Below are 25,930 nucleotides of genomic sequence, written 5' to 3'. Positions count from 1 at the left end.
CCCACACGGATCACGCTGAACCTGTGGGAGCGGGCTTGCTCGCGAAGGGGCCGTCATTGACGACGCCTACTTCGGCCCATGGTTACGCTGAAAAACCTCCTCCCCCATCGCCGCAATCTGCCCCTCGATCAACGCTTCGAATGGCTTCAACAACGGCGCAAACGAAGTCGGCGCTTCGAGGGTTTCCAGCGCCTGCACAATCGCCTCCACCGTCGACAACGCCCCCGGTCCCGGTGCCTTGCGCAACCGATAGCGGGACACACCGCCCTCCGCCAGCGTCACCCTTGGCAACGCCGCCAGCAGCGGATTGAGGTGCAGCATCTTGCGTGCCTTGCGCCAGGTACCGTCCGGGACCACCAGCAGCAAGGGTTCGTCTGTCGCGGCACAAGCCTGCATCGGTTGGGCATCTTCGCCGGGAAACAGCAACCGCGCCCGATACCCCGGCTGATTCAACAGCGCTGGCAAATCCTCAAACACCTCGCCGACGATCAACTCGGCATTCTTCAACCCAAGCGCCGCCAGACGCGCGGTGTTCAACGCATGATTCACTTCGTTCGGATGCTGCAACAACAGTACCCGGGTGCGGCTGTCGAGGCTGGGAATCAGCGGGCAAAGGCAATGAGTTTGCGGGCGCAGACAACGCTGACATTGAATTCTGGACATCGTCTCTACGCCTGATTCAGTTGAGCTTTAAGCAAGTCGCGGAACGTCTGGATCAGCGGCTCGCGGCTACGGCCCCGCCGCACGATCATCGAGAACGGCGCTTGATAACCGAAGGTAGCCGGCAGCAGCACCCGCAAGTCACCCTTGTCGGCCCAGGCCTGGGCGTAGTGCTCCGGCAGGTAACCGATGTAGGCGCCGGACAGCACCAGGATCAACTGGGCCTCCATACTTTCTACCGTCGCGGCACTGTGCTTGAAACCGTGGCGCGCCAGTTCGGCCTGGCTCCAATAACCACGACCGACCATGCGCTGCTGGGTGATGACTTGCTCGGGAATGCGCCGCTCGTTGAACAGCGGATGCCGCGTGCTGCAATACAACCAGTGTTGTTCACGGTACAGCGGCATGTACACCAGGCCGCTCATGCGCGTGGAAAACGCACCGATAGCCAGGTCGAGACGGTTGTCCTGCACGCCGAGTTGCAATTCGTAAGGGCTCATCACCGACAGGTGCAAGTGCACGGCCGGGTGTTCCTGGCTGTAGGCGCCGATGGCTTCGGCGAACGGCAGGGCCTTGTCGCTGACGGTGGAGTCGATCACCCCCAGGTTCAAGGTACCGCGCAACTCGCCCTTGAGGGCGGCGGCGTACTGCTCGAAGCCTTCGAGTTCGCCCAACAGACGCAGGGTTTCCTGATGGAACAGCTCGCCCTTGCTGGTCAGGCTGAAACCGCCACGGCCGCGATGGCACAGCACCAGGCCAAGGGCTGCTTCGAGCTGGCTCATGTAGGTGCTGATGGCCGACGTCGAGAGATTGAGCTCCTGCTGGGCGTTGGCGAACCCCTGATGGCGCACCACGCTGACGAAGATGCGCAATAGTTTCAGGTCGGGTAAAGCGTTGGCCATGGAAATGCTCCGATCTCGGGGTGACGCGCAATGCTCGATTCAATGCAAATCCTTGTGGGAGCGAGCTTGCTCGCGATGAGGGCGTAACAGCCAACATCAATGTTGACTGACCCACCGCTATCGCGAGCAAGCTCGCCCCCACCAGGTTTGTTCCCGGCATTGGGTTTTGCGTATGGGGTGAAGTCTAACGCCGCCACTTCCATTAGTTTAGAAAAATCTGAACTAAGTATTTGCCCGTAGCGATTCTTCCCGGCCACTACATTTCGCAGAATCGGCGCCACAAGGTGCGCCCGTCCCTTCCGTGAACGGCGCAACCAACATAAATAAAACAACGACGATGAGGCCCTACCCGTGGACAAGATTCTTCACCAACCACTGGGCGGCAACGAAATGCCGCGCTTCGGCGGCATCGCCACCATGATGCGACTCCCCCATTTGAATACCGCTGCCGGCCTGGACGCTGCCTTCGTAGGCGTGCCCCTGGACATCGGTACCTCCCTGCGCCCCGGCACCCGCTTCGGGCCTCGCGAAATCCGCGCTGAATCGGTAATGATTCGCCCGTACAACATGGCCACCGGTGCTGCGCCGTTCGACTCGCTGTCGGTTGCCGACATTGGCGACATCGCGATCAACACCTTCAACCTGCTGGATGCCGTACGGATCATTGAAGAGTCCTACGACAACATCCTCGAACACGACGTGATCCCGCTGACCCTGGGCGGCGACCACACCATCACCCTGCCGATCCTGCGTGCCATCCATAAAAAGCACGGCAAGGTCGGCCTGGTGCACATCGATGCCCACGCCGATGTGAACGATCACATGTTCGGCGAGAAAATCGCCCACGGCACCACCTTCCGTCGCGCCGTTGAAGAAGGCCTGCTGGACCCGGACCGTGTCGTGCAGATCGGCCTGCGCGCCCAGGGCTACACCGCTGACGACTTCAACTGGAGCCGCAACCAGGGCTTCCGTGTGGTTCAGGCTGAAGAGTGCTGGCACAAATCGCTGGAGCCCTTGATGGCTGAAGTCCGCGAAAAAGTCGGCGGCGGTCCTGTTTACCTGAGCTTCGACATCGACGGCATCGACCCGGCCTGGGCACCTGGTACCGGTACCCCGGAAATCGGCGGTCTGACGACCATTCAGGCGATCGAGATCGTTCGTGGCTGCCAAGGCCTCGACCTGGTCGGTTGCGATCTGGTAGAAGTCTCGCCCGCTTACGACACCACCGGCAACACCTCGCTGCTGGCCGCCAACCTGCTGTACGAAATGCTCTGCGTACTGCCTGGCGTAGTCCACCGCTGAGGATCGGTCATGAGCGAACGTGATCAGGTTCTCAAGGCCGCCGCCGATCTGGTGTCCGCTTTTGCCCGTAACGATCGCGAAGCCTACTTCGGCGCGTTCAGCGCCGATGCCAGCTTCGTCTTCTACACCCTCGAACAGCCCCTGCTGTCGCGCGACGCCTATCAGGCGATGTGGGACGGCTGGCGCTCTGAGGATGGCTTCGAGGTGCTCTCGTGCACTTCAAGCAACGCTTTCGTCAGCCTGCAGGGTGACGTGGCGATTTTCATCCATGACGTGGCCACCGAGTTGCGCATGCAAGGGGAGCAACACTTCAGCCAGGAGCGCGAGACGATTGTTTTCAAGAAACAAGCGTCTGGCCAAGAACAACAAGGCCTATGGCTGGCCTGCCACGAACATTTATCCGCGATGCCGGAAGGGCTGCCACCCCCTTAGCCAACACAGGTGACGCTCACGCACGATGAGCGCGCCTTTATGATCGGAGCTGATCATGAATAACAAAAACAACGAAAAAAGCCTTAGCAGCATCGAAACAAACGGGGTCGAACAGATCCCGGACAATGAGCGTGACGCCAAGCCCAGCGATCTGTTTCGCCTGATCTTCGGCGGCGCCAACACCTTTGCCACCGCCGTGCTCGGCAGTTTCCCGGTGCTGTTCGGCCTGTCCTTTCAGGCTGGCGTCTGGGCGATTGTGCTGGGCGTGGTACTCGGTGCGCTGATCCTGGCGCCGATGGGCCTGTTCGGACCCATCAACGGCACCAACAACGCCGTCTCTTCCGGTGCGCACTTCGGCGTGCACGGGCGAATCGTCGGTTCGTTCCTGTCGCTGCTGACCGCTATCGCGTTTTTCTCGCTCTCCGTCTGGAGTTCGGGCGATGCACTGGTGGGCGGTGCCAAACGCCTGATCGATCTACCGGAAACCGATCTGACCCTGGGCCTGGCCTACGGTCTGTTCGCGCTGCTGGTATTGACCGTGTGCATCTATGGTTTCCGCTTCATGCTGTGGGTCAACCGCATTGCGGTGTGGGCGGCCAGCCTGCTGTTCCTGCTGGGCGTTTTCGCTTTCGCCCCTGCATTCGACAGTCAGTACGCCGGCACCGTAGCCATGGGCCAGGCCGGATTCTGGGCTGCGTTCATCGGGGCAGCATTGGTGGCCATGAGCAACCCGATCTCCTTCGGTGCGTTCCTCGGTGACTGGTCGCGCTACATCCCTCGTGATACGCCCAAAGGCCGGATCATGGTGTCGGTGATTGCCGCGCAACTCGCCACGCTGATTCCGTTCCTGTTCGGCCTCGTCACCGCCACTATCGTAGCGGTCAAGGCACCGGACTACATCGCGGCCAACAACTACGTCGGCGGCCTGCTGGCGGTATCGCCGAGCTGGTTCTTCCTGCCGGTGTGCCTGATCGCGGTCATCGGCGGCATGTCCACTGGCACCACTTCGCTGTACGGCACCGGCCTGGACATGTCCAGCGTGTTCCCTCGGGTGCTGTCGCGGGTCAAGGCCACGCTGCTGATCGGTGTGATGTCGATTGCCTTCATCTTCATCGGGCGCTTCGCGGCCAACCTGGTACAGAGCGTGTCGACCTTCGCCGTGCTGATCATCACCTGCACCACCCCGTGGATGGTGATCATGATCATCGGCCTGCTGGTGCGTCGCGGCTTCTACTGCCCGGATGACCTGCAAGTGTTCACCCGCGGCGAGAAAGGTGGCCGCTACTGGTTCACCCACGGCTGGAACTGGCGAGGCCTGGGTGCCTGGATCCCGAGCGCGGCCGTTGGCCTGTGCTTCGTGAACCTGCCGGGTCAGTTTGTCGGGCCGCTGGGCGAAATGGCCGGTGGTATCGACATCAGCCTGCCGGTGACCCTGGGCCTGGCCTCGTTGGTGTACCTGGTTCTGCTGAGCCTGTTCCCGGAATCGAGCGCCGTGTTCGGTCCGAACGACCCTCGCAGCAAGAGCACGGATTCGCTCGCTAAACCGGCGATGCGTCAAGTCGCCTGATTCAACGCGTTCCCCCTGTGGGAGCGGGCTTGCTCGCGAAAGCGATCGGTCAGTCACATCAATGTTGAATGTGCCGCCGTCTTCGCGAGCAAGCCGCTCCCACAAGGGATTGATTTTCAGCCTCACATAAAAAAGACAATCGGAGACACGCCACAATGGCTTTGGATTTATTCGTCGTACTCATCTATGCCGCCGCGATGCTGATACTCGGCTACTACGGCATGCGCAAGGCCAAGACCAACGAAGACTTTTTGGTCGCCGGTCGTAACCTCGGCCCAAGCCTGTACATGGGCACCATGGCTGCCACCGTCCTGGGCGGTGCGTCCACCGTGGGCACCGTGCGTCTGGGCTACGTGCATGGCATCTCCGGTTTCTGGCTGTGTGCGGCCCTGGGTTGCGGGATCGTGGCGCTGAACCTGTTCCTCGCCAAACCGCTGCTGAAACTGAAGATCTACACCGTTACCCAGGTCCTGGAAAAACGCTACAACCCGATGGCCCGCTCCGCGAGCGCGGTGATCATGCTGGCCTACGCGCTGATGATCGGCGTGACCTCGATCCTGGCGATCGGCACCGTGCTGCAAGTGCTGTTTGGCCTGCCGTTCTGGATCTCGGTCCTGCTCGGCGGCGGCGTCGTGGTGATCTACTCGGCCATTGGTGGCATGTGGTCCCTGACCCTGACCGACATCGTTCAGTTCGTGATCAAGACTGTCGGCCTGATGTTCATCCTGTTGCCGATCTGCCTGTACCGCGTTGGCGGTTGGGATGAGTTGGTAATGAAACTGCCGGCGGCGAGCTTCAGCTTCACCACCATCGGCTGGGACACCATCATCACCTACTTCATGATCTACTTCTTCGGCATCCTGATCGGTCAGGACATCTGGCAACGGGTGTTCACCGTCAAGACCGCCAAAGTGGCTCAGGTTGCCGGTACCGCTGCCGGTATCTACTGCATCCTCTACGGCCTGGCCTGCGCCCTGATCGGCATGGCTGCACACGTGCTGATCCCGGATCTCGACAACGTCAACAACGCCTTCGCTGCGATCGTGAAACTGTCCCTGCCGGACGGTATCCGTGGCCTGGTGATCGCTGCCGCACTGGCCGCCATGATGTCCACCGCCAGCGCCGGCCTGCTGGCCGCCGCCACCACCCTGACCGAAGACCTGCTGCCGAAACTGCGTGGCGGTAAACAGTCGAGCCTGGCGATCAACCGCCTGTTCACCCTGTTGACCGGCATCGTGGTACTGGGCATCGCTCTGATCGTGAACGACGTGATCAGCGCCCTGACCCTGGCCTACAACCTGTTGGTAGGCGGCATGCTGATCCCGCTGATGGGTGCGATTTTCTGGAAGCGCGCTACCACCGCCGGCGCTATCGCCAGCATGGGCATGGGCTTCGCCACCGCGCTGCTGTTCATGTTCAAGGACGGTCTGGACGCCAACACCCCGATCTACTACAGCCTCGGTGTAGGCCTGGTGAGTTTCGTGGTGGTGAGCTTGATGTCCCGCCGCACGGCAGCAGTGGCCAGCACTGCCTAAGCTGAACATAACGACTTGATGCTTTCTTCGACGAGTGTGGCGTCGGTTGCCACACTCGTTTTTTTTCGCCTGGAGAAAACGTTCATGAAGATTGTTTCTCGTGACCAGTGGTTCGAGGTGAAACCGCTCAGTGACGGCATCCGCCTGATCCACGAGCCGTACATCCGCCCCTTCTACCGCTGCAACCTCTGGCACATCCAGGGACGTGACAAAGACCTGCTGCTGGACAGCGGCTCGGGCCTGGTCAGCCTGCGCGAGCAACTGCCGTGGATCACCGAACGGCCGCTGGTGGCTGTTGCCAGCCACTGCCATTTCGATCACATCGCCGGTCATCACGAGTTCGCTGAACGGCTGGTGCATCCGGCCGAGGCGGACATTCTCGCGGCACCCGATGGCAACAACGACCTGAGCAAAGCCTTTGTCGGCGACGACATGTTCGAGGCGCACCCCGATTGCCCGCTGTGCTACGCCGAATACCGGGTCAAGGCCGCACCGGCCACGGGGTTTGTCGAAGATGGCGATGTGCTGGACCTGGGCAATCGGGTGTTGCAGGTCGTGCACACACCGGGACACTCGCCCGGTGGCATCTGCCTGTACGAAGCCGCCACAGAGACCTTGTTCAGCGGTGACATCATCTACGACGGCCCGCTAATCGAAGACGCCTACCACTCCAATCTCGATGACTACGCCCGCAGCCTGCAACGTTTGCGCACGCTATCGATCCGCACGGTGCATGGCGGGCACTTCGGCAGTTTTTCCGGGGAGCATTTGCGTAGCATGATCGACCAATGGCAGCGCTCACACGGCTAAAGCCTGCTGTACTCAACGGCAGGAACTGCATCGGCAGGGAGAACTGCACCCACCTCGTCGAAGAACGATCATGAAAGAAGCTGCCCTTCGTGCTGTCGTACATCGCTACATCAGTCGCCTGCTGGAAGGCCGGGATGACTTCGACGACAACGCCAGCCTGGCGCAGTTGGGATTGGATAAAAAAGATATCGAAGAACTGATCTTCCATCTGGAAGATGAACTGGGTGTCACGGCGTTTACCGCGGAAGAAGACCGGATGCTCAAGACCGCCAGGACGGTGAATGATTTAAGCCGGTTCTTGCTGGAGATCGGGCGGTACTAAGTCTGGTAATCAAACGTACACGAAGCGGCAAGGGAGCTTGCTCCCTCGCCACGGGAAAACCTTTCACCTGTCAGATGTTATCTGCCATTACCGGCGCCGCTGCTGGCGCCGACGTTGTTCGTCGTCAGTACGAACAGGCACGGGTTGCAGAGGCGGCTCGATCAAACCGAGAGCAACGCCCAAGTCATGCAGCCAGTTTTGGATTTTCTCTTTCATGATGCCCCCTTCAGGGTAGTGCCGAGCGGCCAAAGTACTGTAGCCCCTTCGTACAGATAATAGTCCGAAGTCCTACGCAATGCTCGCTCAAAGTCACAATGATCTGTTACTGAATCCATCAAAATCAGTCTGCGTTCAGGCAATGTCCTGCGCCCGTACATGTGCCTGTGGAAAAACCACCTGTTGCTGCTCGATCCAGGCATTCAGGTTGGCCCCGACCATGCCCTTGCGCCACATCAGCCAGGTGGTAGCACTGGCGAACGGTTCGGCCAAAGGATGTACGGCCACACTCTCACGGCCCGGCAGACTGGCGAGCATCGACTCCGACATCAGCGCCACACCGGAACCGGCAATTACACACGCCAACATTCCCGGATAGGACTCGATCTCCATCGCCCGGCCCATGGCCGCATGATCATGGGCGAACCAGGCTTCCAGGCGCATGCGGTAGGAGCAGCCCTGGCGAAAGGTGAACACCGAGCGACCTTGCACATCCAGCGCGCTGCGCACGGGCGGATGGTCGGCCTCGCTGATCAGCACCAGGCGCTCGTCGCACAAGGGCACCCCGTCGAGTCCGGCCAGTTCCAGGGGGCCATCCACCAGCGCCGCATCGAGTCGACCGGTGAGCAGGCCTTCGAGCAGTTCACCGCTGGGGCCGGATTGTACTTGCAGGTTCACCGCCGGATACAAACGGTGGTAATGCGCCAATAGCCCCGGAAGGTGAATCGCCGCCGTGCTGTACATGGTGCCGAGCACGAAGTCTCCCGCCGGTTGCCCGCCCTGCACCGCCGCGCTGGCTTCGTCGCGCAAGGCAAACAGCCTGGCGGTGTAGTCCAGCAGGACTTTTCCCGCAGGCGACAACTGCAAGCGCTGACGTTCGCGCAGGAACAGTTCGACACCCAATTGCTCTTCCAGCTGTTTGAGCCGGGTCGACAGGTTCGACGGAACTCGATGTAGCCGTTCGGCGGCACGGGTTATGGATCCTTCCTCTGCCACCGCCTGGAAGATGCGCAATTGGCTGAACTCCACGACATTCTCCAAAAAAGAACAAGTTACTCACTATTATTCATTTTTAAAGAAAGTCAATCAGTCCTAGCCTGACGGTCATTGATCCTCCAGACGGACTCCAGACCATGTCTCCCCTGATCCGCTTATCCGCCAGCTTCGTTGCCCTGATGATGGCCATGGGCATCGGCCGTTTTGCCCTGACACCACAACTGCCGCACCTGCTCAGCGAAGGCCAGATCGACCTGACTGCCGCCGGGCTGATCGCCGCCGCCAACTACCTCGGTTATTTCATCGGTGCAGTGGATGCCATGTTTTCCCGGCGTCCGGCACAAGTGCGTCGACGCTTGTTCGGCGGATTGTGGCTGTGCGTGCTGCTGACCCTGGCGTCGTTCTGGGCCAATGGTTTCTGGTCGTACCTGTTGCTGCGCTTCGGCACCGGCGTGGCCAGCGCCTGGGTGTTGGTGATGATTACCGCCCTGAGCCAACCCCTCGCGGCAGCGGCTGGTCGTCCTCGGCTCGGAGCCCTGGTCTTCGCCGGACCCGGTTTGGGGATTTTTCTGACAGGTCTGTTGGCCCTGGGCTCGAATCTGCTGGGGCAGACTTCCGCCACCTTGTGGCTGGTGTACGCCGTCACGGGGCTGGCGATGCTGCTGGGGATCCTGCCGTTCCTGCCACAACCGAGTGTCACCGCGACTGCTGCACCCAGCGCCAGCGCCTCGGGCAATCACGGCATCGCTCGCCTGGGCTGGATCTATGCCTTGTACGGATTGGGCTACATCATTCCCGCGACCTTTTTGTCGCAAATGGCCAACGCGCAATTCCATGGCCAATGGCAGGCTGACCTGTTCTGGCCATGCTTTGGCCTGGCGGCGGCAATCGGTGTGGTGCTGGTGAGTCTGCGTCGGCAAAAACCTGGCGCCACGGGTCACTGGCTGATGGCGACGTTATGGCTGCAAGCCGCTGGCGTGTTCGCCTGCCTGCTGGGCAATGGTCCAGGCCTGGCGTTGGGCGTGATCCTGTGCGGCACGCTGTTCCTGGCCTGCATGCAACTGGTGATGCAACGCTCCCGGGAACTGGCACCCCATGCCACCCAGCGCAATGCCGGCCTGTTGACAGCCTGCTTTGCCGTGGGCCAGCTCAGCGGGCCATTGCTGGCGGCGCTGAGTAGTCATTTCAGTGGCGGTTTACAGCCGGCACTGGTGGTCGCCGGCTGCGGCTTGTTGATCGCCGGCGGTCTATTGCTCGCGCCGGTCAATGCTGCCCGAGGGCTTTGCGCAAACGACGGCGCAACCACTGCTCGGCGCTGACAAAAGTGATGCCCGCCAATACCAGCACGGCACCGATGACGAAGTTCAGGCTCAGTTCCTCGCCGAGCAGTACCACACCGAAGGTGACGCCGAACAACGGCGTCATGAACGAAAACACCGCAAGGTTGGCCGCCAGGTAACGGCGCAGTAGCCAGAACCAGACCAGGTAACTGAAGAACGACACGACCACGCCCTGAAACAGCACACTGGCCACCGCCACATGGGTCAGGCTGACATGGGTGATCTGGCCGCTGAGCAGCGCAATCAACAACAAGCCGAAGAAGCCGACAATCAACTGATAGAACAGCGTCAGGGTCACCGGTGCTTCCGACAGGCGCGAGGCGCGCACCACCACCGTGGTCGCGCCCCAGGCGGCACCCGCCAGCACACCCAAGGCATCGCCCATCAACATGCGGTAATCAAGGTTGTCCCAGGACACCCCGCCGGCAAACGCGATGGCAATCCCGATAAACGCCAGGACAATCCCCAGCCATTGCAAGGGCCGCAATCGCTCACTGGGCAGCAACCAGTGCACCCCCAAGGCGGTGAAGATCGGCGCGGTGTAAAGGAACACCGACATGTGCGCCGCCGTGGTCAGTTGCAGGCCTTCGGAAATGAAGAAGAACTCCAGGCCGAACAAGGCACCGGCCAACAGACCGCCGCGCCAGGTCGTACCCACCTGGCTCCAGCCGCCCTTCCAGCAGATCAGCAGCCCGACCAGCAACGCCGACATACCGGAACGTCCGGCCGCCTGCATCACCGGCGCGATATCGGTCGCTGCCCACTTGATCATCACCTGCTGCACGCCCCAGATCAGGCACAACCCGACCATCACTTGCAGGGCAAACCCGTCGGCGCTGCGCCGGGTGGCGCTCACCGGAACACCTCGAAGACACAATCCATGGCAAAGACTCGGCAGAAAAAAAACAAAACCCCGGCCTTCTCGTTGAAAAGAAAACACCGGGGCGAAGAATCATGTTGTCGATTATTAACCAGAAGGCCAGAAAATGCCGCCTGCCAGAGACCTCTACTTCTCTGCTTGCGCCATCCCGGCCCTCTGTCTTGTCAGCGCATCAACTGAGTTCGATGCGATCGGCATGAATGACAATCTGGCCGTTCTTGTACAACGCACCGATGGCCTTCTTGAAGTTGCCCTTGCTGACACCGAACAGACTGCTGATCAACGCCGGATCGCTCTTGTCGCTCACCGCCAGGCTGCCGTTGTTTTCGCGCAACTTGGCGAGGATCTTCGAGTTCAGGCTGGTGGCCGCTTCCTGGCCGACCGGTTGCAGGCTCAGGCTGATCTTGCCGTCGGCGCGAACTTCCTTGATGAAGCCCTTTTCTTCTTTACCGGCGCGCATGAACTTGAAGATTTCGTTCTTGTGGATCAGGCCCCAATGCTTGTTGTTGATGATGGCCTTGAAGCCCATGTCCGTGGCTTCGGCCACCAGCAGATCCACTTCCTGGCCCGCGGTGTAGTTGGCCGGGGTCTTGTCCAGGTAGCGGTCCAGGCGCGCGGTCGCGGTAATGCGACGGGTGTGCTTGTCGAGATAGACGTGCACCACCACATACTCGCCCGCTGTCATCTGGCGCTTCTCTTCGGAGAACGGCAGCAACAGGTCTTTCGGCAACCCCCAGTCCAGGAATACGCCGATGCTGTTGACTTCAACAACTTTCAAACTGGCGAATTCACCGACTTGAACTTTCGGTTTTTCAGTAGTTGCGATGAGTTTGTCATCGCTGTCCAGATAAATAAAAACGTTGAGCCAGTCTTCATCTTCGGTAGGAATATCTTTTGGAATATAACGATTAGGCAGAAGGATTTCGCCATCCGCGCCACCGTCCAGATATAAACCGAAGTTAGTGTGTTTAACCACTTGCAAACTGTTGTAACGCCCGACTAAAGCCATGTCCAATACCCTCATTGCGTGGGCGGCATTCTACCCGGTTTTAAGCGCCGCGTTCGGCAGCCGGCCCGGTGGCGCGAGAAAATCTCCCTGAAGCCCTTAATTTTCCCGGGTTTTCAACGCACCTCGTCCGCTCGTCAGGCCGTTCCGGGCATTTACGCCATGCCCAGGCAAGCGTGACGCGGTATTTTTCCAGGCAATGTTATTAGTTAAAACAGCGGCTTAGGTGCATATTTCGAATATTGGCCGGGGACCAATTACCCCGTGCTCACGAATATGCCAAGGGGATATTTGCCAAGCAATTATCAGGCAATTCCTGTACGATGCCTGGCCAAGTTAATTTTCTACAGGTTAATGGCCGCCATGCGCGTAAAAGCATCCACCAGCAAAGCAAAGCCAGCTCCAGCCGTCGAAACCAGCGAATCGATCAACAGCCAGATCGCTGCGTTCCTCAAGTCCGGCGGTGAAATCCAGCAAATTGCCAAAGGCGTCAGCGGCCAGACGTTCGGCCCGTCCAAGCAGATCACCCTGGGCAAAAAGTAATCCCCTCGCGTCACCTGGTCCCAAAGCGCTTTGAGCTTCGAAGCGCTTGGACTGGAACCCTCGTTACTCCTCCGGCACTCCCTCAAATCCCGTAGAAATCGACGAACGGCCTTCATTGCCGATTATTCGTCGGTATCCTTGCACATGTCTGGATCAAGCGTTTCAGCGGGTTCACCAGCCTGCCCTCGCAGTTCATGGAGTGACGCATGCTCAAATCTTTCTACCTTTCGGCATTGCTCGGCAGCCTGCTGGCATGCTCCGTGGCACAGGCACAAATCTTTCAGCGTGAGCTGGGGGGCTTCGACCTCAAGCTTGGCACCACCCCCACCCGCAGCATGGCCCAGGGCCTGGTCAAACCCTCGACCGTCGGCTCGTTCCACGGTGGCCTGGACCTGAGCCACGACAGCGGTTTCTACGTGGGCCAATGGTCGCCCAGCATGGGCATCAGCCCAGGGAAAGACCTCGAGATCGACTCCTACATGGGTTTTAAACAACCCTTCGACCAAACCCTCGGCTACGAAGTGGGCCTGATCCGCTACAGCTACCCCGAAGTCACGACCCCTGACAGCCAGGAACTGTTCGGCGGCCTGACCTTGCTCGGCAGCCGTTTCGGCATCGCCTTCAGCAATGACCCGGACAAACAGAACAACACCCTGTTCGCTGACTTGAGCGGCAATCAACCGTTCGGTGTCGGCATCAGCCTGAAATACACCACCCACCAATTCAATACGCCAGTGGCGGTGGATGGCGGGTATGTAGGCAGTTTTACCGATTGGTCGCTGAAATTGTCCCGCCCGTTCATGGGCATCGACCTTGACCTGATCTACAGTGACTCCAGCCTGAACGGCAGCGGTTGCTCGGCCTATGCCGGGCACAACAGCCAGTGCGACGGGCTGGTGACGCTCAAGGCCGAACGCGCGTTCTATTGATCGGCTGAACTGCCGGGCTCCTCCCGGGTTCACATGAGAATCAGACCCCGAAGACTGGCTTTCGCAAGGAATCGCCCATGTCCCGCTGGTTCAAACATTTCGCCGTTGTGTTGACCGTTACCCTCGCCCTCGGCGCGTGCAGCCGCGTGGGCCTGGCCTACCGCAATCTCGATGTGATCATCCCCTGGACGCTCAGCGACTACCTGGACATGAACGGCGAGCAAAAAATCTGGCTGGACGAGCGCCTGAAAGAACACCTGAGCTGGCACTGCACCACCCAACTGCCCGGCTATCTCGACTGGCTGGACCGCCTGCAAACCATGGTCGCTACCAACCAGGTCACCGATGCCGCCTTGCAGGCCCGCGCCCACGAAGCCGAACAGGCGATCGCAGAGACCGCGCGAGAAATCACCCCGTCGGCCATCGAGTTGCTGCAAAGGCTGGATGACAAGCAAGTCGCCGAAATGAACGACGCCTTCGCCAAGGACCGGCGCAAACGCCAGGAGGAATACCTCAAACCCTCCCTCGACCAGCAGATCAAGGAGCGCAGCGCCCGCATGGAGAAGCGCCTGAATGACTGGCTCGGGCCACTGAGCACCACCCAGCAACAGCGGGTAGCCACATGGTCCAGCGCCCTGGGCGATCAGAACACCCAGTGGCTTGCCAACCGGGTCCATTGGCAGAAGCAGTTCAGCGCGGCCGTTGCCCAACGCCAGAGTCCACAATTCCCACAACGAATCGAGACACTTCTGGTCAATCGCGAGAAGTTGTGGACACCTGCCTATCGACAGGCCTTTACCAACACCGAAGCCCAGGCGCGTTCACTGTTCGTGGATCTGATGGCTGAAAGCACGCCGAACCAGCGCGCACGGTTGCTGAAGAAAATTGAAGGTGTGAGGAAGGACTTCAACGACTTGAAGTGCCTGAAAGCGGCGAAACAGGACTGACTGCAACACAAGTCGCATGTAGGAGCGAGCCTGCTCGCGATTGCGGTGCGTCAGTCAACATCAATACTGAAGCTGAAATCGCTATCGCGAGCAGGCTCGCTCCCACAGGGGATCACACAACATCAGGCAATCTGCGCTTTCGACGCTACCTCATCGAACGTCATCTCATCCAGCGCATCCGCCTGCTCGTCCAGGACCTGCCGCGGGTGATCATTGCCGGGAATACTGCTGTCGATCAGGCTCAACAAACGCGAACCCCGCGCCGTCAGAATGTAATTGGTGCCCGTGCCACCTTCGTCTTCAGGTCGCGGCGCGATATAGCCACGCGCCAACAGTAACTTTTCGTACTCTCCAGCCACCGTTTTCAAGTGATCAAGATTTTCAATCGGCTCGCCTTCCGCAGCCTTCTGCGCGGCATGCTGTTCGGCGTAAGGCCGCGGCGTGAAGCTGTGGCCCGCGCTGTTTTGCACTTCATGCAGCAAGCGCTCAATCAAGTCCCAGTTGTAAGTCGTCATCCTGATTCAACCTCCGGTGTCCGTTCGATTGATGCCCGTGCAATTGAACGGGCCTTACAGGTTGTGACCGGTACGCCCGGCCACCGTTCAGCCGGGCGTTTGCAGACGACCGACCGGCGGCATGTCGAAATCCATGCAAGCCAAACGACTAGGCTGTGTAAGTCACCTCCCCGCCCCACGCAGGAGAAAACAACATGAACATTCAGAACCATCCCGTCGTATCGCGGGAAGAATGGGTCGCCGCCCGCAAAGAGCACCTGGCCCACGAAAAAGCCTTCACCAGGGAAAGGGACAGACTCAGCGCCGAACGCCGTGCCCTGCCCTGGGTGAAAGTCGACAAGGACTACCACTTCCAGGGACCCGACGGCGAACTGAAACTGGCGGACCTGTTCGGGGGGCGCAGCCAGTTGGTCATCTACCACTTCATGTTCGCCGAGGGCTGGGATGAGGGCTGCCCCGGTTGCTCGTACCTGAGCGATCACATCGACGGCGCCAACCAGCACCTGGCCCACCATGACGTGGCCGTGGTAGCGGTTTCCCACGCACCGTTCGCCGAATTCCAGGCGTTCAAACGGCGCATGGGCTGGAAGTTCGACTGGGTGTCGTCCGAAGGCTGCGATTTCAACTACGACTTTGGCGTCACCGCCCGAGCCGAAGACGTCGCCGCCGGAAAGGCTACATACAACTACGAAAAAACCGACGGCGCCGAGGAGGAACTCCCCGGTCTCAGCGTGTTTTATCGCAATGACGCCGGCGAAATTTTCCATACCTACTCCACCTATGCCCGGGGCCTGGACATGCTGGTCGGCGCCTACAACTACCTGGACCTGACGCCCAAGGGTCGCAACGAAGACGAAATCATGGAGTGGGTGCGGCATCACGACAAATATGAGGAACAGGAGAAGTCGAGCTGCTGTCATGGTGGTTAACCCCAGACACCGAGGCGCGGCCTTCGCGGGCAAGCCACGCTCCCACAGTTTCTGCGGTGTTCACAAAACCCGTGGGCTTGCCCGCGAAAAGGCGCTGACAACCAACGCAAATATCACAGGCTGAACTTTCCCCAGGGGCCAACGCTCAACCGAATAACCCGCCTTGACCGGAGCTGAGGCCCGCCCCCCATGAAACCACTGCTGAAGAAGCTCACTCTCGCCGCTACCCTCACCTGTGCCCTGCCTGCCTGGGCCTGCACCCTCGAGGAAGCCACCGCCAAACGCGAACAACTGGCCCGGGAAGTGGCCAGGCTCACCGAGCAGAACCCGACCAAGGCCAAGGAGATCAACGACGAGTTGCAGAAAATGGACCTGGGCACTGCCGCCAAGGACCTGCCGGACAAGTGTCAGTTAATCGATCAGCGCTTGAAGGAGTTGGACTCGGCAGAAAAGAAAACCGAGAGTTGATAATCATCAGACATAAAAAACCCGGACAGTGTCCGGGTTTTTTATGGGTCGCTTGCAACGATTTACTCAGCCGCTGGCGCTTCCGGCTTGCGGCGCTTGAGCGGGGCCATGCCGTCCTTGCTGACCAGGGAATCGCTCTTCGGCCGGTTCGCGCTCTTGCGCTTGGTCGGGGTCTTGGCGGCAGTTTTCTTCTTGTCACCCTTGGCGTCGGTCTTTTTCTTCTTCACGCCGACGGCCTTGCCCGAGGCCTTGACCTTTTTCGGTCCGCCGTAGGTGCCCTTGACTTCCTTGATGGTGCGGCGCTCGAAGCTCTGCTTGAGGTAGCGTTCGATGCTCGACATCAGGTTCCAGTCGCCATGGCAGATCAGTGAAATCGCCAGGCCATCGTTACCGGCGCGACCGGTACGACCGATACGGTGCACGTATTCGTCGCCGCTGCGCGGCATGTCGAAGTTGATCACCAGGTCCAGGCCATCTACGTCCAGACCGCGAGCGGCGACGTCGGTGGCCACGAGGATTTTCACGCCGCCCTGCTTAAGGCGGTCGATCGCCAGTTTGCGATCCTTCTGGTCTTTCTCGCCGTGCAGCACGAACGCTTTGTATTCCTGCGCCACCAGGCGGCCGTAGATACGGTCGGCCATGGCCCGGGTATTGGTGAAGACGATGGCCTTCTGGTAGGTCTCGTTGGCCAGCAGCCAGTTGACGATCTGTTCTTTGTGCTGGTTGTGGTCAGCGGTGATGATCTGCTGGCGGGTGGTGTCGTTCAGCTGGCTGACCGCATTGAGCTGCAAGTGCTCAGGGTTGTTCAGGACTTTGGCGATCATCTCGCGCAGGCCCGAACCACCGGTGGTGGCAGAGAACAGCATGGTCTGCTGACGGTTGGTGCACTCGTCCACCAGACGCTGAACGTCTTCGGCGAAGCCCATGTCGAGCATGCGGTCGGCTTCGTCGAGCACCAGGACTTCAACTTCTTTCAAGTCGAGGTTGCCGGCGTTCAACTGTTCGATCATCCGGCCTGGCGTACCGATCAGGATGTCCGGCACCTTGCGCAACATCGCGGCCTGGACCTTGAAGTCTTCACCGCCGGTGATCAGGCCGGACTTGATGAAGGTGAACTGCGAGAAGCGTTCAACTTCTTTCAAGGTCTGCTGGGCCAGTTCGCGGGTCGGCAGCAGGATCAGGGTCTTGATGCTGACGCGGATTTTCGCCGGGCCGATCAGACGGTTGAGGATCGGCAAAACGAATGCAGCGGTTTTGCCGCTACCGGTTTGCGCCGTCACCCGCAGGTCACGCCCCTGGAGCGCCAGCGGGATGGCCGCGGCTTGCACAGGCGTTGGCTCGACAAATTTCAGCTCGGCCACGGCTTTGAGCAGGCGTTCGTGCAGGGCGAATTGGGAAAACACGGGTGCTACCTCGAAGAAATGCAAAAAAACAGCTGCATAGGGTAACGGTTTCGAGCGCTCAGGCCGAGTTTCTTTATACAAATGGCGGTAAACAGTTGGTTTTTTGTTGCCTGATTTTTCCCGAAACGTAATACAAAGCGTCTTAAATGCTCTAATCCCCTCTCGCGCCTTACAGAAGAATCGTTTTCGACCATGGATATCAAACAGCTCTGGACCAACGTCCTGGACCTTTGGGGTGCCCTCGACCAGCACCCGCTCGTGCACTCCAGCCTGTCGCTGTTGCTGCTGCTGGCAATTGCGCTGTTCCTCGGACGGGTGGCGCGCTACCTCATTCTGCACGCGGCAAAAATGCTCAGTCGCCAGCCGCCCCTGCACTGGGTCAATGATTTTCTACAGAACAAGGTGTTCCATCGCCTGGCCCAGATCACGCCTTCGCTGGTGATCCAGTTCGGCCTCAATCTGGTGCCGGACCTGAGCAAAACCGGCCTGAATTTCCTCGGCAATGTCGCGCTGTCCTTCACCTTCCTGTTTCTGCTGCTGGCGGTCAGCGCCCTGCTCAATGCCCTGCTGGATATCTACGCCCGCACCGAACACGCCCGCACCCGCTCGATCAAGGGCTATGTGCAACTGGCGAATTTGGTGTTGTACGTGTTTGGCGCGATCATCATCGTCGCTACGCTGATCGACCGCTCGCCGCTGTTGCTGCTGTCGGGCCTGGGTGCCATGTCGGCGGTGATTCTGTTGGTCTACAAGGACACGCTGCTATCGTTCGTCGCCAGCGTGCAATTGACCAGCAACGACATGCTGCGGGTCGGCGACTGGATCGAGATGCCCCAGGTGGGCGCCGATGGCGATGTGGTGGACATCACCTTGCACACGGTCAAGGTGCAGAACTTCGACAAGACCATCGTCTCGATCCCGACCTGGCGCCTGATGTCCGAGTCGTTCAAGAACTGGCGCGGCATGCAGGCTTCCGGCGGCCGCCGGATCAAGCGCAGCCTGTTCATCGATGCCAGCGGCGTACGCTTTCTGCGTGACGACGAGGAGCTGAAACTGTCCCAGGTGCACTTGCTCACCGACTACATGACCCGCAAACAGGCCGAGCTCAAGGCCTGGAACGAAGCCCAGGGCAACGTCGCGGCCATGTCCGCCAACCGCCGGCGGATGACCAATATCGGCACGTTCCGCGCCTATGCGCTGGCCTACCTGAAGAGTCACCCGGAGATCCAGCCGAACATGACCTGCATGGTGCGCCAGATGCAGACCACGGCCCAGGGTATTCCGCTGGAAATCTATTGCTTCACCCGCACCACGGCGTGGGCCGACTACGAGCGGATTCAGGGGGATATTTTCGACTACCTGCTGGCGGTGCTGCCGGAATTCGGGTTGAGCCTTTATCAGCAGCCGAGCGGTACGGATTTGCGTGCCGGGCTGCTGCCGGCAGTGCTGGGTGCAAGTCACATTCCCGAAGCCGAAAAACGCGTGATGTAACACTACAAAAACAAATGTGGGAGCGGGCTTGCTCCGGGCGGCGTTCCGACGAATGCGGTGGGTCATTCAACATTGATGTCGATTGACACTCCGTTTTCGCGAGCAAGCCCGCTCCCACAGGGGTTACATCGTTTTCAGAATTTGCGGGTTACTTGACCTGCCGCTGCGGTGCCTTGTGCACCATGGTGTAGGCGTAATCCACGCCCATGCCGTACGCGCCGCTGTGCTCCAGCACCAGTTCCATCACTGCCTCGTAAGTATCCTTGTGCGCCCAGTCACGCTGGTATTCGAGCAACACTTGCTGCCAGGTCACCGGCACCGCGCCGGCCTGAATCATCCGTTGCACCGACATGTCGTGGGCTTCCTTGCTGGTGCCGCCGGAGGCGTCGGTGACGATGTACACCTCGTAGCCTTCAGCCAGGGCTTCCAGTGCCGGGAAGGTCAGGCAGACCTCGGTCCACAGCGCGGCAATGATCAGCTTCTTGCGACCGGTGGCTTTCACCGCGTCTACCAATGCCTTGTCTTCCCAGGAGTTCATCGAAGTACGCTCGATCGGCTTTTGATCCGGGTGCACAGCCAGCAATTCGGGCCAGATGTAACCGCTGAAGCTTTCGGTTTCGACCGAGGTGTAGATGGTCGGCACGTTGAAGATCTTCGCCGCCTTGGCCAGGCCCACGGTGTTGTTCTTCAGGGTCTGGCGATCGATGGACTGAACGCCGAACGCCATTTGCGGCTGGTGGTCGATCAGGATCAGGGCAGAGTTGGTTGGGTTGAGCAGTTCACGAATAGACATGGCGCGTTCCTTTTGATGTCGATACTTCGAATGGGTAAGGGGTTAGTCGACGTTGCCTTCTGCGGCGTTGTTGTCGGCTTGGATGTCACTTTAGGAGCTAGTCATAAAAGGGACAATTACCTAAAATCGAGAATCATTGATTCCAAAAAAGGGACAATATGGATCGCATCGAATGCATGCGCGCCTTCGTCGTCACGGTTGGCGAGAACGGCTTCGCCGCAGCCGCCCGGGCCATGGACGTGCCGCGCTCGAAAGTCAGCAAACAGATTCAGGCGCTGGAAGAAGCTATCGGTGTGCAATTGCTGCAACGCACCACTCGCAGCCTGCACCTGACCGAGGCCGGAGCCGAATATTTCGATGCAGCACGGGAAGTGTTGGCGGCACTGGACGAGGCCGAGCAACGCGCCCGTGACGGCATCGGCGAGTTACGCGGTGTGTTGCGGGTCAATGCGCCGATGTCGTTCGGTCTTCGGCGGCTGGGGCCGTTGATTCCGCTGTTTCATGAGCAGAACCCGAACATCGAACTGCAACTGGTGCTCAGCGACCAGCAAGTCGATCCCGTGCGGGGTGGATTTGACGTGACCATCCGCATCGCCAGCATGCCCGACTCGACGATGATTGCCCGGCAACTGGCACCCGCGCCGCGCATCATGGTGGCATCCCCGGCTTATCTCGAGCGCGCGGGCATTCCGCGGACTCCGCAGGACCTGCGCGCCCATCAATGCCTGAACTACGGGTATCTGCAGAGCGGTGTCAGCCTGCAACTGTGCAATGGCAAGGAAACCCAGCGGGTGAACGTCACCGGCCCACTGCACGCCAACAATGGCGACCTGCTCGCCCAGGCCGCCGAAGCCGGCATGGGCATCGCCCTGCTGCCCGACTTCATCGTCGAGGATGCGCTGGCGGCCGGGCGACTGGTGCCAGTGTTGTGTGAATGGCAGGCTCCGGCGATCACCATCAATGCGGTGTATTCGTCGGCACGGCGGGTGCCGCAGAAGACCCGGGCGTTTATCGAGTTTCTGGTAGGACAACTGGCGCCGAAGTGATTTTCAGATCACACAATTTCCTGTGGGAGCGAGCTTGCTCGCGATAGCGGTGGATCAGGCAACATCATTGTCGACTGACACTCCGTTATCGCGAGCAGGCTCGCTCCTACAGGTTTATCGGGATACCCGGAGTTTAGTGAACGGCCAAAGGCTTGCGTATACCCAACCGACTGATCCACACCGCCAGCAATATCACCGAACCGCCGAGCAACAACCGCCCCAGTTCTTCATGCTGGTTCCAGATCAGCAGGTTGATCAGCAACCCCACCGGCACATGCAGGTTGTTCATCACCGCCAGGGTCCCGCCGTTGACCAGGCACGCACCCTTGTTCCACCAGTAGAGCCCCAAAGCGGTCGAGACCAGGCCGAGGAACAGCAGCACGCCCCATTGCAACGGTGCTTCGGGCAGGAAGTTCTGTTTGCCGAACAATAGGAACGCCGGTAGCGCCACGGCCAGTGCGCCGAGGTAGAAGAAGCCGAAACGCCGGTAATGCGGCAGATCGCTCGGGTGGCGCGCGACCAGATGTTTATAGAGCACCTGCCCGGCGGCGTAGGTGAAGTTGGCCAGTTGCAGCAACATGAACCCCATGAAGAAGTCCGGGTTGATCCGGTCAAGGCGAATCACCGCCGCCCCCGCCACCGCCACCAGCGCCGCGACCAGGGCCCAGGGGTTGAAGCGACGATTGAGCGCATCTTCAATCAGGGTCACGTGCAGCGGCGTGAGGATCGTGAACAGCAACACTTCCGGCACCGTCAGTACGCGAAAGCTCAGGTACAGGCAGACGTAGGTCACGCCGAACTGCAACGCGCCGATCAATAGCATGCCACGCATGAATGCCGGCTCTACCGAGCGCCAGCGGGTCAGCGGGATGAACACCAGCCCTGCCAGCAGCACGCGTACCAACACGGCGAAATAACTGTCGACATGACCGGCCAGGTATTCGCCGATCAAACTGAAGGAAAACGCCTGGATCAGCGTGACAAAAAGTAGATAGCCCATGCTCGCCTCATTTCGAATGGCGGCGACGATAACGGGTTTTGCCTTGAATCGCGATCCCCAAGACCTGTCGGAAAACACGCAAAACCTTGTGGGAGCGGGCTTGCTCGCGAAAGCGGTGTGTCAGGCAACAATGGTATCGACTGACACGACGCTTTCGCGAGCAAGCCCGCTCCCACAGGGGGTTGTCGGTGTTGGTTAAATCGCAGGCAAAAAAAAGCCCGATCTCGCTAAAGCGTTCAATCGGGCCAGAGCACTCAGGAGCAACAAGTGCGAAGGGAGGTTCGATGCGCGTACAGGCTTGAAGGGTTGCGCCAGGTCACTAGACCATCCAGCGATTATCTGGCGATTAACTGGTCAGGCCACTTGCGAAAGCTTGGCGTTCGCCTGGTTCAGGCCTTTCTCCTGGAAGTCGCCACCCAGGTTCATGCCTTCGGCGTGGATGAACGTCACGTCGTGGATGCCGATGAAACCCATGACCTGGCGCAGGTACGGTTCCTGGTGATCGGCAGTGCTACCGGCATAGATGCCGCCGCGAGCCGTCAACACATACGCACGCTTACCACTGAGCAGGCCTTGGGGACCGGTTTCGGTGTACTTGAAGGTCACACCGGCACGCAGTACATGGTCGAGCCAGGCTTTCAGGGTGCTGGGGATCGCAAAGTTGTACATGGGCGCGGCCATGACCAGCACATCGGCGGCGAGCAATTCATCGGTCAACTGGTTGGAGCGTTCCAGGGACGCCTGTTCGATGTCGCTGCGCTGCTCGGCGGGTTTCATCCAGCCACCCAGCAGGTTGATGTCCAGATGCGGCACCGGCTTGACGGCCAGGTCCCGGACGGTGATCTGGTCATTCGGGTGAGCGGCTTTCCACTGGCTGATGAACGTCTGGGTCAGTTGGCGGGAAACCGAGTCTTGCTGACGGGCACTGCTTTCGATGATCAGAACGCGGGACATGGGATGTAGCCTCCATCTGAGAATGCTGTAGGTCGATGGAGTGAAGGTTAAACAGAGTCATATCGATGAAAAAGCGCAAATAACTGCTATAACCCATCAATAAATTCGTTTATAAGCAAACCATGCTCCTGTGGGAGCGGGCTTGCTCGCGAATAGGCCCTGTCAGTCGACAGCAACGTTGAATGACACACCGCCTTCGCGAGCAAGCCCGCTCCCACAGGGGGTTGAGTTCATTTCGGGGTGCAGGTCAGCTCGATGCGCAGCTTGATGATGCTGCGGGTGAATTTGGCGGTTGCATTTTTGTGCTTGCCGGCCGGTACATCGATCTTGCGGGTACGCGGTGCTTCCGGGCCATTGATGAAAACGACCTTGCAGCTCGCATCGACATCGCCGTAGTTGGCCACCTGGATGGAGCCGATGTCGTTATCCGTGTCGTAGGTCTGGTAATCGATCTTCATGCCGTTGAGGTCTTTTTTCACATCGATCGGGTAAGCCATCGCCGTCAGCGGCAGCAGCGCCAGCAGCACACAACAGAATTTTTTCATTCAGCAGCCTCCAATTAGGGCTGCCAGCTTAGGACAAGAGGAGTTCAACATGAAAGCGCCCCGCGTGACCCTCGATCAATGGCGAACGCTGCAGGCCGTGGTCGATCACGGTGGTTTCGCCCAAGCCGCCGAGGCGCTGCATCGCTCGCAATCGTCAGTCAGCTACACCGTGGCCCGCATGCAGGATCAGCTCGGCGTACCCTTGCTGCGCATCGACGGGCGCAAAGCCGTGCTGACCGAAGCCGGCGGCGTGCTGTTGCGCCGCTCCCGGCAACTGGTGAAACAGGCCAGTCAACTCGAAGACCTGGCCCATCACATGGAGCAGGGCTGGGAAGCCGAAGTGCGCCTGGTGGTCGACGCTGCCTACCCGAGTGCCCGCCTCGTCCGCGCCTTGACCGCGTTCATGCCGCAAAGCCGTGGCTGCCGGGTGCGCCTGCGCGAGGAAGTGCTGTCGGGTGTGGAGGAAGTCCTGCTCGAAGGCGTGGCCGACCTGGCCATCACGGGTTTCAGTATTCCCGGTTACCTGGGCGCGGAATTGAGTGACGTCGAGTTCGTCGCTGTCGCCCACCCGGAGCATCCCCTGCACCGGCTCAACCGCGAACTGAGCTTCCAGGACCTGGAAAGCCAGATGCAAGTGGTGATCCGCGACTCGGGCCGCCAGCAACCACGGGACGTCGGCTGGCTCGGTGCCGAACAGCGCTGGACCGTCGGCAGCCTGGCCACCGCCGCGACGTTCGTCAGCAGCGGTCTGGGGTTTGCCTGGCTGCCCCGGCACTTGATCGAACGGGAACTCAAGGAAGGTACGCTCAAGCTGCTACCGTTGGATCAGGGCGGCAGCCGTAACCCGAGCTTTTACCTGTATTCGAACAAGGACAAACCGCTGGGACCGGCCACGCAGATTCTCATCGAACTGCTGCGTACGTTTGACACCGCACCACTGGACGCACCGTTCGCCGCCCCCGAACAAGCCTGACACGGAGTGTATGCATGGCCTATTTCGAACACGAAGGTTGCAACCTGCACTATGAGGAATATGGTCACGGCACGCCGCTGCTGCTGGTCCACGGCCTCGGCTCCAGCACCCTGGACTGGGAAAAACAGATCCCGGCACTTGCCACCCGCTACCGGGTGATCGTCCCGGATGTGCGTGGTCACGGCCGTTCGGACAAGCCCCGGGAGCGCTACAGCATCGCCGGATTCAGCGCTGACCTGATTGCACTGATCGAACACCTCAATCTCGGTCCGGCACACTATGTCGGCCTGTCCATGGGCGGCATGATCGGCTTCCAGCTGGGCGTGGATCAGCCGCAACTGCTCAAGAGCCTGTGCATCGTCAACAGCGCGCCCGAGGTCAAGTTGCGCAGCCGCGATGACTACTGGCAGTGGCTCAAGCGCTGGAGCCTGATGCACGCACTCAGCCTGCGCACCATTGGCAAGGCACTGGGCGGCAAGCTGTTCCCCAAACCCGAGCAGGCCGATTTGCGACAAAAAATGGCCGAACGCTGGGCAAAAAACGACAAACATGCTTATCTCGCCAGCTTCAATGCCATTGTCGGCTGGGGAGTCCAGGAACGACTTTCGAAGGTCACCTGTCCAACCCTCATCGTCAGCGCCGACCGTGACTACACACCGGTGGCGCTGAAGGAAAACTACGTAAAACTGCTGCCCGACGCGCGGCTGGTGGTGATCGCCGATTCACGCCACGCCACGCCGCTGGACCAGCCGGAACACTTCAACCAGGCGCTGCTGGAGTTTCTGACCGCAGTCGACACCACCACTCAGGATCACTGACCCATGCTGAAAAAAATCGCCCTCGCCGCAGGCACCGTCCTGTTTGCCGCCAACCTGATGGCCGCGACGCCGGAAAAGGCACCGCATGTGCTGCTGGACACCACCAACGGCCAGATCGAAATCGAACTGGACCCGGTCAAGGCCCCGATCAGTACCAAGAACTTCCTTGCGTACGTCGACAGTGGTTTCTACAACAACACGATTTTCCACCGGGTAATCCCGGGGTTCATGGCCCAGGGCGGTGGTTTCACCTCCTCGATGCAGCAGAAACCGACCAAGGACCCGATCAAGAACGAAGCCAGCAACGGCCTGCATAACGTGCGTGGCACGCTGTCGATGGCTCGCACCTCCGATCCTGACTCGGCCACCAGCCAGTTCTTCATCAACGTCAAGGACAACGATTTCCTTGATCCGGGTCGCGACGCCGGCTACGCCGTGTTCGCCAAAGTGGTCAAGGGCATGGACGTGGTCGATATCATCGTCAACACGCCTACCACCAGCAAAAACGGTATGCGCGACGTGCCGGCCGATCCGGTGTTCATCAAGTCAGCCAAGCGCATCGACTGAGACTAAGCTGGACAAGGATGTCCGAGCCGTTGCCGGTGTTT

At 59.9% G+C, this 25,930-nt stretch carries 29 protein-coding genes; 17 read left to right on the top strand and 12 right to left on the bottom strand.

Translation table 11 applies throughout. The features are described from left to right. Nucleotides 1-66 precede the first annotated feature (66 nt). Nucleotides 67-663 (bottom strand): DTW domain-containing protein, encoded by a 597-nt coding sequence (locus PspS34_RS07030; RefSeq protein WP_159389533.1) that lies wholly within the window; start codon nucleotides 661-663, stop codon nucleotides 67-69. Between the two features lie 5 nt (nucleotides 664-668). Next, nucleotides 669-1,562, bottom strand: coding sequence for a LysR family transcriptional regulator (locus PspS34_RS07025; protein ID WP_007972518.1), 894 nt, complete (start codon nucleotides 1,560-1,562; stop codon nucleotides 669-671). 351 nt (nucleotides 1,563-1,913) lie between these two features. Between PspS34_RS07025 and speB the strand changes: the two genes are divergently transcribed. The 6 genes from speB to PspS34_RS06995 all read left to right on the top strand — a co-directional run bounded on the left by speB (nucleotide 1,914) and on the right by PspS34_RS06995 (nucleotide 7,530). Next, the gene (speB, locus tag PspS34_RS07020; protein WP_007984912.1) at nucleotides 1,914-2,864 is read left to right on the top strand and encodes an agmatinase; all 951 of its coding nucleotides are present in this window, start codon (nucleotides 1,914-1,916) and stop codon (nucleotides 2,862-2,864) included. 9 nt (nucleotides 2,865-2,873) lie between these two features. Further along, nucleotides 2,874-3,296 (top strand): nuclear transport factor 2 family protein, encoded by a 423-nt coding sequence (locus PspS34_RS07015; protein ID WP_057715957.1) that lies wholly within the window; start codon nucleotides 2,874-2,876, stop codon nucleotides 3,294-3,296. 55 nt (nucleotides 3,297-3,351) lie between these two features. After that, complete coding sequence (locus PspS34_RS07010; protein ID WP_150813380.1) at nucleotides 3,352-4,863, top strand: cytosine permease; 1,512 nt, start codon at nucleotides 3,352-3,354, stop codon at nucleotides 4,861-4,863. A 155-nt stretch (nucleotides 4,864-5,018) separates the two neighbouring features. Further along, nucleotides 5,019-6,398, top strand: a complete 1,380-nt coding sequence (locus PspS34_RS07005; RefSeq protein WP_150813379.1) for a sodium:solute symporter — start codon at nucleotides 5,019-5,021, stop codon at nucleotides 6,396-6,398. A gap of 84 nt (nucleotides 6,399-6,482) precedes the next feature. Continuing rightward, nucleotides 6,483-7,208 carry an MBL fold metallo-hydrolase gene (locus PspS34_RS07000; RefSeq protein WP_150813378.1) on the top strand — a complete coding sequence of 242 codons (726 nt, stop codon included), beginning with the start codon at nucleotides 6,483-6,485 and terminating at the stop codon, nucleotides 7,206-7,208. Between the two features lie 70 nt (nucleotides 7,209-7,278). After that, nucleotides 7,279-7,530, top strand: a complete 252-nt coding sequence (locus tag PspS34_RS06995; RefSeq protein ID WP_150813377.1) for a phosphopantetheine-binding protein — start codon at nucleotides 7,279-7,281, stop codon at nucleotides 7,528-7,530. 87 nt (nucleotides 7,531-7,617) lie between these two features. On the opposite strand, the gene PspS34_RS28775 is transcribed toward PspS34_RS06995, so the two are convergent. Both PspS34_RS28775 and PspS34_RS06990 read right to left on the bottom strand, forming a co-directional pair. Beyond that, nucleotides 7,618-7,746: a PA1414 family protein gene (locus PspS34_RS28775; protein ID WP_007972508.1), complete on the bottom strand. Its 129-nt coding sequence runs from the start codon at nucleotides 7,744-7,746 to the stop codon at nucleotides 7,618-7,620. 135 nt (nucleotides 7,747-7,881) lie between these two features. Beyond that, nucleotides 7,882-8,775 carry a LysR family transcriptional regulator gene (locus PspS34_RS06990; RefSeq protein WP_150813376.1) on the bottom strand — a complete coding sequence of 298 codons (894 nt, stop codon included), beginning with the start codon at nucleotides 8,773-8,775 and terminating at the stop codon, nucleotides 7,882-7,884. A gap of 104 nt (nucleotides 8,776-8,879) precedes the next feature. On the opposite strand from PspS34_RS06990, the gene PspS34_RS06985 reads away from it, so the two are divergent. Next, a complete protein-coding gene (locus tag PspS34_RS06985; RefSeq protein ID WP_154860784.1) occupies nucleotides 8,880-10,061 on the top strand; it encodes an MFS transporter in 1,182 nt (393 codons plus the stop codon). On the opposite strand, the gene PspS34_RS06980 is transcribed toward PspS34_RS06985, so the two are convergent. Both PspS34_RS06980 and PspS34_RS06975 read right to left on the bottom strand, forming a co-directional pair. Next, the gene (locus PspS34_RS06980) at nucleotides 10,006-10,938 is read right to left on the bottom strand and encodes a DMT family transporter (protein WP_150813374.1); all 933 of its coding nucleotides are present in this window, start codon (nucleotides 10,936-10,938) and stop codon (nucleotides 10,006-10,008) included. The genes PspS34_RS06985 and PspS34_RS06980 overlap by 56 nt on opposite strands. A gap of 196 nt (nucleotides 10,939-11,134) precedes the next feature. Next, a complete protein-coding gene (locus PspS34_RS06975; RefSeq protein WP_056721413.1) occupies nucleotides 11,135-11,971 on the bottom strand; it encodes a S1-like domain-containing RNA-binding protein in 837 nt (278 codons plus the stop codon). Between the two features lie 351 nt (nucleotides 11,972-12,322). On the opposite strand from PspS34_RS06975, the gene PspS34_RS06970 reads away from it, so the two are divergent. The 3 genes from PspS34_RS06970 (at nucleotide 12,323) to PspS34_RS06960 (ending at nucleotide 14,387) form a co-directional block, all read left to right on the top strand. Then, a complete protein-coding gene (locus PspS34_RS06970) occupies nucleotides 12,323-12,511 on the top strand; it encodes a hypothetical protein (RefSeq protein ID WP_015096330.1) in 189 nt (62 codons plus the stop codon). Between the two features lie 206 nt (nucleotides 12,512-12,717). After that, nucleotides 12,718-13,440, top strand: coding sequence for a TorF family putative porin (locus PspS34_RS06965; protein WP_150813373.1), 723 nt, complete (start codon nucleotides 12,718-12,720; stop codon nucleotides 13,438-13,440). 77 nt (nucleotides 13,441-13,517) lie between these two features. After that, on the top strand, nucleotides 13,518-14,387 hold the full coding sequence (locus tag PspS34_RS06960; protein ID WP_150813372.1) for a DUF6279 family lipoprotein: 870 nt from the start codon (nucleotides 13,518-13,520) through the stop codon (nucleotides 14,385-14,387). A 122-nt stretch (nucleotides 14,388-14,509) separates the two neighbouring features. Here PspS34_RS06960 and PspS34_RS06955 read toward each other — a convergent pair whose 3' ends face one another. Beyond that, nucleotides 14,510-14,902, bottom strand: coding sequence for a hypothetical protein (locus PspS34_RS06955; protein ID WP_057715967.1), 393 nt, complete (start codon nucleotides 14,900-14,902; stop codon nucleotides 14,510-14,512). Nucleotides 14,903-15,096: 194 nt separating this feature from the next. On the opposite strand from PspS34_RS06955, the gene PspS34_RS06950 reads away from it, so the two are divergent. Both PspS34_RS06950 and PspS34_RS06945 read left to right on the top strand, forming a co-directional pair. Beyond that, complete coding sequence (locus tag PspS34_RS06950; RefSeq protein ID WP_154860785.1) at nucleotides 15,097-15,831, top strand: thioredoxin family protein; 735 nt, start codon at nucleotides 15,097-15,099, stop codon at nucleotides 15,829-15,831. A gap of 189 nt (nucleotides 15,832-16,020) precedes the next feature. Further along, complete coding sequence (locus tag PspS34_RS06945; RefSeq protein WP_154860786.1) at nucleotides 16,021-16,299, top strand: hypothetical protein; 279 nt, start codon at nucleotides 16,021-16,023, stop codon at nucleotides 16,297-16,299. A 62-nt stretch (nucleotides 16,300-16,361) separates the two neighbouring features. Here PspS34_RS06945 and PspS34_RS06940 read toward each other — a convergent pair whose 3' ends face one another. Beyond that, nucleotides 16,362-17,702: a DEAD/DEAH box helicase gene (locus tag PspS34_RS06940; protein WP_007972492.1), complete on the bottom strand. Its 1,341-nt coding sequence runs from the start codon at nucleotides 17,700-17,702 to the stop codon at nucleotides 16,362-16,364. 192 nt (nucleotides 17,703-17,894) lie between these two features. Between PspS34_RS06940 and PspS34_RS06935 the strand changes: the two genes are divergently transcribed. Continuing rightward, nucleotides 17,895-19,193, top strand: a complete 1,299-nt coding sequence (locus PspS34_RS06935) for a mechanosensitive ion channel family protein (RefSeq protein ID WP_154860787.1) — start codon at nucleotides 17,895-17,897, stop codon at nucleotides 19,191-19,193. A 148-nt stretch (nucleotides 19,194-19,341) separates the two neighbouring features. Here PspS34_RS06935 and PspS34_RS06930 read toward each other — a convergent pair whose 3' ends face one another. After that, nucleotides 19,342-19,986: a hydrolase gene (locus tag PspS34_RS06930; RefSeq protein WP_008018228.1), complete on the bottom strand. Its 645-nt coding sequence runs from the start codon at nucleotides 19,984-19,986 to the stop codon at nucleotides 19,342-19,344. Between the two features lie 158 nt (nucleotides 19,987-20,144). On the opposite strand from PspS34_RS06930, the gene PspS34_RS06925 reads away from it, so the two are divergent. Then, a complete protein-coding gene (locus tag PspS34_RS06925; protein ID WP_150813368.1) occupies nucleotides 20,145-21,032 on the top strand; it encodes a LysR family transcriptional regulator in 888 nt (295 codons plus the stop codon). Nucleotides 21,033-21,165: 133 nt separating this feature from the next. On the opposite strand, the gene PspS34_RS06920 is transcribed toward PspS34_RS06925, so the two are convergent. The 3 genes from PspS34_RS06920 to PspS34_RS06910 all read right to left on the bottom strand — a co-directional run bounded on the left by PspS34_RS06920 (nucleotide 21,166) and on the right by PspS34_RS06910 (nucleotide 23,531). Beyond that, on the bottom strand, nucleotides 21,166-22,032 hold the full coding sequence (locus PspS34_RS06920) for a carboxylate/amino acid/amine transporter (protein WP_150813367.1): 867 nt from the start codon (nucleotides 22,030-22,032) through the stop codon (nucleotides 21,166-21,168). A gap of 354 nt (nucleotides 22,033-22,386) precedes the next feature. Then, entirely contained in the window at nucleotides 22,387-22,986 is a 600-nt protein-coding gene (locus tag PspS34_RS06915) for an FMN-dependent NADH-azoreductase (protein ID WP_046043697.1), read from the bottom strand. 230 nt (nucleotides 22,987-23,216) lie between these two features. Continuing rightward, entirely contained in the window at nucleotides 23,217-23,531 is a 315-nt protein-coding gene (locus PspS34_RS06910) for a hypothetical protein (RefSeq protein WP_057715974.1), read from the bottom strand. Nucleotides 23,532-23,580: 49 nt separating this feature from the next. Here PspS34_RS06910 and PspS34_RS06905 point away from each other — a divergent pair, with 49 nt between their 5' ends. From PspS34_RS06905 to PspS34_RS06895, 3 genes are read left to right on the top strand one after another with little or no spacing between them, the layout of a single operon-like run. Then, nucleotides 23,581-24,504 carry a LysR family transcriptional regulator gene (locus tag PspS34_RS06905; protein ID WP_007972479.1) on the top strand — a complete coding sequence of 308 codons (924 nt, stop codon included), beginning with the start codon at nucleotides 23,581-23,583 and terminating at the stop codon, nucleotides 24,502-24,504. A 14-nt stretch (nucleotides 24,505-24,518) separates the two neighbouring features. After that, nucleotides 24,519-25,322: an alpha/beta hydrolase gene (locus PspS34_RS06900; protein WP_154860788.1), complete on the top strand. Its 804-nt coding sequence runs from the start codon at nucleotides 24,519-24,521 to the stop codon at nucleotides 25,320-25,322. A 3-nt stretch (nucleotides 25,323-25,325) separates the two neighbouring features. After that, nucleotides 25,326-25,889: a peptidylprolyl isomerase gene (locus PspS34_RS06895; protein WP_090453726.1), complete on the top strand. Its 564-nt coding sequence runs from the start codon at nucleotides 25,326-25,328 to the stop codon at nucleotides 25,887-25,889. The last annotated feature ends 41 nt before the right edge of the window (nucleotides 25,890-25,930 follow it).

This window comes from Pseudomonas sp. S34 (genome assembly GCF_009866745.1).
Taxonomy (GTDB): Bacteria; Pseudomonadota; Gammaproteobacteria; order Pseudomonadales; family Pseudomonadaceae; genus Aquipseudomonas; species Aquipseudomonas jessenii.
The sequence above is the reverse complement of the archived record's forward strand: the minus strand, read 5'-3'. Positions and strand labels throughout refer to the sequence as shown.

What these genes read in the sequence shown, in the direction of transcription:
- PspS34_RS07000 (WP_150813378.1), top strand. Translation starts at nt 6,483, where the DNA reads ATGAAGATTGTTTCTCGTGACCAGTGGTTCGAGGTGAAACCGCTCAGT.
- PspS34_RS06950 (WP_154860785.1), top strand. Translation starts at nt 15,097, where the DNA reads ATGAACATTCAGAACCATCCCGTCGTATCGCGGGAAGAATGGGTCGCC.
- PspS34_RS06910 (WP_057715974.1), bottom strand. Translation starts at nt 23,531, where the DNA reads ATGAAAAAATTCTGTTGTGTGCTGCTGGCGCTGCTGCCGCTGACGGCG.
- PspS34_RS06970 (WP_015096330.1), top strand. Translation starts at nt 12,323, where the DNA reads ATGGCCGCCATGCGCGTAAAAGCATCCACCAGCAAAGCAAAGCCAGCT.
- PspS34_RS28775 (WP_007972508.1), bottom strand. Translation starts at nt 7,746, where the DNA reads ATGAAAGAGAAAATCCAAAACTGGCTGCATGACTTGGGCGTTGCTCTC.
- PspS34_RS06975 (WP_056721413.1), bottom strand. Translation starts at nt 11,971, where the DNA reads ATGGCTTTAGTCGGGCGTTACAACAGTTTGCAAGTGGTTAAACACACT.
- PspS34_RS06915 (WP_046043697.1), bottom strand. Translation starts at nt 22,986, where the DNA reads ATGTCCCGCGTTCTGATCATCGAAAGCAGTGCCCGTCAGCAAGACTCG.
- PspS34_RS06960 (WP_150813372.1), top strand. Translation starts at nt 13,518, where the DNA reads ATGTCCCGCTGGTTCAAACATTTCGCCGTTGTGTTGACCGTTACCCTC.
- PspS34_RS06895 (WP_090453726.1), top strand. Translation starts at nt 25,326, where the DNA reads ATGCTGAAAAAAATCGCCCTCGCCGCAGGCACCGTCCTGTTTGCCGCC.
- PspS34_RS06985 (WP_154860784.1), top strand. Translation starts at nt 8,880, where the DNA reads ATGTCTCCCCTGATCCGCTTATCCGCCAGCTTCGTTGCCCTGATGATG.
- PspS34_RS06965 (WP_150813373.1), top strand. Translation starts at nt 12,718, where the DNA reads ATGCTCAAATCTTTCTACCTTTCGGCATTGCTCGGCAGCCTGCTGGCA.
- PspS34_RS07015 (WP_057715957.1), top strand. Translation starts at nt 2,874, where the DNA reads ATGAGCGAACGTGATCAGGTTCTCAAGGCCGCCGCCGATCTGGTGTCC.
- PspS34_RS07030 (WP_159389533.1), bottom strand. Translation starts at nt 663, where the DNA reads ATGTCCAGAATTCAATGTCAGCGTTGTCTGCGCCCGCAAACTCATTGC.
- PspS34_RS07010 (WP_150813380.1), top strand. Translation starts at nt 3,352, where the DNA reads ATGAATAACAAAAACAACGAAAAAAGCCTTAGCAGCATCGAAACAAAC.
- PspS34_RS07005 (WP_150813379.1), top strand. Translation starts at nt 5,019, where the DNA reads ATGGCTTTGGATTTATTCGTCGTACTCATCTATGCCGCCGCGATGCTG.
- PspS34_RS06920 (WP_150813367.1), bottom strand. Translation starts at nt 22,032, where the DNA reads ATGGGCTATCTACTTTTTGTCACGCTGATCCAGGCGTTTTCCTTCAGT.
- PspS34_RS06905 (WP_007972479.1), top strand. Translation starts at nt 23,581, where the DNA reads ATGAAAGCGCCCCGCGTGACCCTCGATCAATGGCGAACGCTGCAGGCC.
- PspS34_RS06925 (WP_150813368.1), top strand. Translation starts at nt 20,145, where the DNA reads ATGGATCGCATCGAATGCATGCGCGCCTTCGTCGTCACGGTTGGCGAG.
- PspS34_RS06930 (WP_008018228.1), bottom strand. Translation starts at nt 19,986, where the DNA reads ATGTCTATTCGTGAACTGCTCAACCCAACCAACTCTGCCCTGATCCTG.
- PspS34_RS06900 (WP_154860788.1), top strand. Translation starts at nt 24,519, where the DNA reads ATGGCCTATTTCGAACACGAAGGTTGCAACCTGCACTATGAGGAATAT.
- PspS34_RS07025 (WP_007972518.1), bottom strand. Translation starts at nt 1,562, where the DNA reads ATGGCCAACGCTTTACCCGACCTGAAACTATTGCGCATCTTCGTCAGC.
- PspS34_RS06995 (WP_150813377.1), top strand. Translation starts at nt 7,279, where the DNA reads ATGAAAGAAGCTGCCCTTCGTGCTGTCGTACATCGCTACATCAGTCGC.
- PspS34_RS06955 (WP_057715967.1), bottom strand. Translation starts at nt 14,902, where the DNA reads ATGACGACTTACAACTGGGACTTGATTGAGCGCTTGCTGCATGAAGTG.
- PspS34_RS06935 (WP_154860787.1), top strand. Translation starts at nt 17,895, where the DNA reads ATGGATATCAAACAGCTCTGGACCAACGTCCTGGACCTTTGGGGTGCC.
- PspS34_RS06945 (WP_154860786.1), top strand. Translation starts at nt 16,021, where the DNA reads ATGAAACCACTGCTGAAGAAGCTCACTCTCGCCGCTACCCTCACCTGT.